Source organism: Terriglobia bacterium (assembly GCA_036496425.1).
Lineage (GTDB): Bacteria > Acidobacteriota > Terriglobia > 20CM-2-55-15 > 20CM-2-55-15 > 20CM-2-55-15.
The window spans coordinates 1-4,028 of record DASXLG010000201.1 but is presented as its reverse complement, the minus strand read 5'-3'; the positions used below and the strand labels follow the sequence as shown (position 1 = coordinate 4,028).

Annotated in this window: 5 protein-coding genes; 2 read left to right on the top strand and 3 right to left on the bottom strand. The window is 58.3% G+C overall.

All coding sequences use genetic code 11. From position 1 onward, the window contains the following. The coding region (locus VGK48_14405; protein ID HEY2382366.1) for a M56 family metallopeptidase at positions 1–1,191 on the bottom strand (1,191 nt) is incomplete at its 3' end. Beyond that, positions 1,188–1,568, bottom strand: a complete 381-nt coding sequence (locus VGK48_14400; GenBank protein HEY2382365.1) for a BlaI/MecI/CopY family transcriptional regulator — start codon at positions 1,566–1,568, stop codon at positions 1,188–1,190. The genes VGK48_14405 and VGK48_14400, both read right to left, overlap by 4 nt. 440 nt (positions 1,569–2,008) lie before the next feature. On the opposite strand from VGK48_14400, the gene VGK48_14395 reads away from it, so the two are divergent. Then, on the top strand, positions 2,009–2,185 hold the full coding sequence (locus VGK48_14395) for a hypothetical protein (GenBank protein ID HEY2382364.1): 177 nt from the start codon (positions 2,009–2,011) through the stop codon (positions 2,183–2,185). Positions 2,186–2,200: 15 nt separating this feature from the next. On the opposite strand, the gene VGK48_14390 is transcribed toward VGK48_14395, so the two are convergent. Then, a complete protein-coding gene (locus VGK48_14390) occupies positions 2,201–2,758 on the bottom strand; it encodes a zinc ribbon domain-containing protein (protein ID HEY2382363.1) in 558 nt (185 codons plus the stop codon). Positions 2,759–3,033: 275 nt separating this feature from the next. On the opposite strand from VGK48_14390, the gene VGK48_14385 reads away from it, so the two are divergent. Then, the coding region (locus tag VGK48_14385) for an FtsX-like permease family protein (GenBank protein HEY2382362.1) at positions 3,034–4,028 on the top strand (995 nt) is incomplete at its 3' end.

Below are 4,028 nucleotides of genomic sequence, written 5' to 3'. Positions count from 1 at the left end.
CAGTTGCAGCTCGAAAGGACGCCGGTCGATGGATGCCAGAAGCTGTCCGGCCGCGACCATGTCTCCTTCCTTAAAACTGACCGACATCAACTGGCCATCGACGCGCGATGTGACGGTGACCGTGTTCGATGCAACGACGGTGCCTAAGGCGCGCAGATAGGCGCCGGGCGCAGCCCCCCGGACAGGCGCAGCTTGCAGTCGCTCCAGCTCCGGCGGCTGGATTTCAGCCGGTTTCTTTGACATTTCCGGCCGCTTTGCTTTCACGCCGCCGGCGCCGATCATTACCGGAACGGCAAGCGCAGCGGTCGCCACGGCCGCAAGCGCCAGGCTTTTGCCAGAACTCAGTGGACGTGCCACCCTGTTGTTCATAATCTCCTCGATTCGTCTTTTGAGGTTGGAACCCGTGACGCCTGCCGCGCAGATCAGCGGCGATGCGATGTAGAACTCACAAAGCTTGAGAATGGATTCGGCATAGACATGAGGGTCATTGCCGAGATGGAGTACTTCTTCGTCGCAGGCGCGTTCCTGCTCGGCAATCAACCGCGACTTGATCCACCAGAGCAGCGGATGGAACCAGAACAGCGCTTCGACAAGGAGGTGGATGGCAGCAGTCAGGTTGTCGCGCCGGCGGACGTGGCAGATCTCGTGTGCCACGACCGTCTGAAACTGCTCCGGCGACAGCCGGTCCGTAATCCCTGCCGGCAGCAGCAATACCGGCCGGAGGATACCGAATACCCCAGGCTCCAGACGTTCGCTGCACGACATGACCCGCAGGGGAATACCAAGATCCAACGCCGACGCCTTTCGGATGATGCCACGGAGCCGCAACCACCCCGTGAGCCACCAGGTCATGTTCACAATCACGCCCAGGATCCAGACGACAGCGAGAATCTCCGGAATCCGGCTTGAAGGCTCGGGTTGCTCCGGCACGATGCTCGCAGCCACGAAAGGAGTGGCGATCTGGCCGATCAACACGGGTTCTGCCGGCGCCGTCCGCCACTGAAAGTGTGTTCCGAAGGCTACCAATGCAGAAAAGGGAATCAGGAACTTGATCGAGGCAGCAAACCACAGCCGATGCCGCACGGCGGCGCGGTTGTTCCGCAGCACCAGAGTCATCAGCCAGACTGTTGCGGCGAAGAGTGTCGATTGCCAGAGATGATTTGCCAGGAAGAGGAGAGTTTCGGAATTCATTTGGCCTTCTCCTTTTTTGCAAGCCTGCGGAGTTCCTGCTCGGCTTCCTTGACGTCCTCCAGTGTCAGTTGACCGGACTTCACCATGTGCGCCATGACCGGTTTGCCGCCGAACAGATTCAGTAATTCGTCGATCATCCGGGTTTGCGCGGCCTTGCGTGAGATCGCCGCTTCGAAGATGTTCGCTTTACCGATCCGCTTGGTGCAGCGCAGGGCATTCTTCGCCTCAAGCCGATAGACCATGGTCTGCACGGTGGTAAAGCCGGGACGGCCTTTTTCGGGAAAGGCCTCCTGAATTTCTCGGATGGAACACTCGCCGCGGTCCCACAGCGTGTCCATGATTTGAAGTTCCAGTTTGCTGAGTTTTGGGAAGCCCATTGTCTCCTCGTGATACGTCCATATAACGACAAGTGTCGTCAATAATCAAGGAATATTCCCCGCCTTTTCAAGGCGGGGTGCCCGAGCGATTAAAACGTTAGAACGCGAGGGCGGGGGCAAAGCGCGAGCCCGACAGGGCGAAGCAGTAATAGCGGTTAGTAACGAACCGCGCAGCGCACCTTTTTGTTGATGGAGTTACTAACCGCCCCGTCTGCGCCGCTAAGGAACGGGCCCATTGATTGATGGCGCAGCCACCCCGCCTTTGAAAGGCGGGGAATGTACAGCCCTTCGCCGGAAAATTCTCCACTCCTCATTCCCATCGCCTTCCCATCCCCGCATGCCGTCTTCATAAGAATCATCGAGATCCGGAGGCAGAAGGCTACCATTCGTTTTGCCATTCTGCGTGCTATGCAAAGTCGTTCGTTTTTTAAGGAGTCTTTATGAAAACCGGAAAAGATGTGGTTCGCAGTGGCGTGTATGCAACGGAATGCTGTCTGGCAGAGACCGGACTGGAAAAACGGCAAAGCTTTCCGCGCTGTCCCAAATGCATGAGCTTGACGGTGTGGATGTCGGTTCGATTGGCATCCGACGGCAAACCGGCGAAAAAGGCGGCGTAGCGCGAATCCGGACGTCTACGGCTTGGCGTTCATCACGCTGATCACCACCAACATCAGCACCGCCACCCAGCCGATCGCCTCGAACAGCTCCCAGGGCAGGTTTCTGGCGATGAGGCCGGCCAGCCATGGTGTCGAGTCGATCATTGCATCGAACGTTACCTGCGTCGGTGCTGTGGTCGGGCGTGGAACAGCCACCGGCCTGGCGCTTGCCGAAGGCGGCGGGACTCTGGTTGCCGTCGCGCCCACCACCGTGCCGCAGTTTGAGCAGAATTTCGCGTCTGCCAGCAGGTCCGCGCTGCAGTTCGGGCACTTTGTCAGGCCTGCAGCCGCCTGTGCGCCGGCTTTGGCGAGAATCCATCTGTCACCCTCCGCATCGGTGATCACCCCATCCCGGATCATTCCCTTCGTATACGACCCAGCGTTGGAGATCGTGATCAAAGAGCCGTCGATTTGATAGGTGCCGCTGACAGCTGTCGAACCTTCAAACAGGACACAATTCCCATCAGGCTTTAATTCGAGGTAGTTCGAGCCGTTGGATTCGTGAATGTACGTGCCGGCGATATCTGGGTTCATTGGTGGACTTCCTTCAATTATTTTAATTGAAAAATCATGGGTATGATGGGCTTTGCTCAAAAAATGAATGCCGAGAAGATGGCCCGGTTTGTTGATGGAAGTTACCAACCGCCCCGTCTGCGCCGCTAAGGAATGGGACCGTTTTATTAGTGGCGCAGCCACCCCGCCTTGGAAAGGCGGGGAATGCGATTCACAAGACGCGTTGTTACGGTCACGACGCCGATCGGCGACCCATCTGCGTAATCCGCGTAATCTGCGGCTAAACGACTTTGACGTTGCCATGCGAAATTGCCGAAGCCCCTGGAACTGATGCGCTGAAGCTGTACAATAGCCGGGTGCTACGTTACCTTCCACTGATCTGGAAAAACTCCCTGCGCAACCGGCGCCGCAGCCTGCTGACGATTTTCAGCATCGCGTTTTCGTTCTGCCTGCTGGGCGTCCTGGTGGCCTTGTACCGGGCCCTTTTCCTGGCGCCTCCGACAGCCGGCCAGGAATTGCGCGTGGTGATCCATCACAAGGTGTCGATTACGCAGCCGATGCCAATGTCCTATCTGAACAAGATCCGGAACATCCAGGGTGTCAAGGCCGCGATGGTGTGGCAGTGGTTCGGCGGGACCTACAAGGACGCGCGCGACCAGAAGAACTTTTTTGCCCGCTTTGTTGTGGATCAGGATCAGTTCTTCAAGGTGCGTCCCGAGATCCAGATGCCCGCGGACCAGCGGACCGCTTTCGAGACGCAGCGCACCGGCGCGATTGCCAGCAGCGATCTTGCGGAGCGCATGAACTGGAAGATCGGTGAACGCATCTTTCTCACCGGCGATATCTTTCCCGTCAATCCGGAGTTGACGCTCGTCGGCACGTTCTCCGACCCCAACACAGCCGAGACGTTGTTCTTCGGCCAGGAGTATTTGCGGCAGATGCTGGGGAGCGGCAACGGCCGGCAGGATCTGGCGCTTGCCTTTCAAGCACAGGTGGACAAGGCCGATGACGTCCCGCGCGTGATCCAGACGATCGACGACATGAACACCAACTCGACGGCTCCGACCCGGAGCGAGTCGGAGCAGGCCTTCTCGCTGCAGTTCATCGCATTCCTCGGTAACGTGAAAGTATTTCTGATGAGCATTGTCGCGGCGGTGACGTTCACCATTCTGCTGGTCTCGGGCAACACGATGGCGATGTCCGTCCGTGAACGCGTCCGCGAAGTCGGGATCCTCAAGACGCTGGGCTACACGCCGGGCGTCATTCTGTTTCTGGTGCTCGGCGAGGCGGC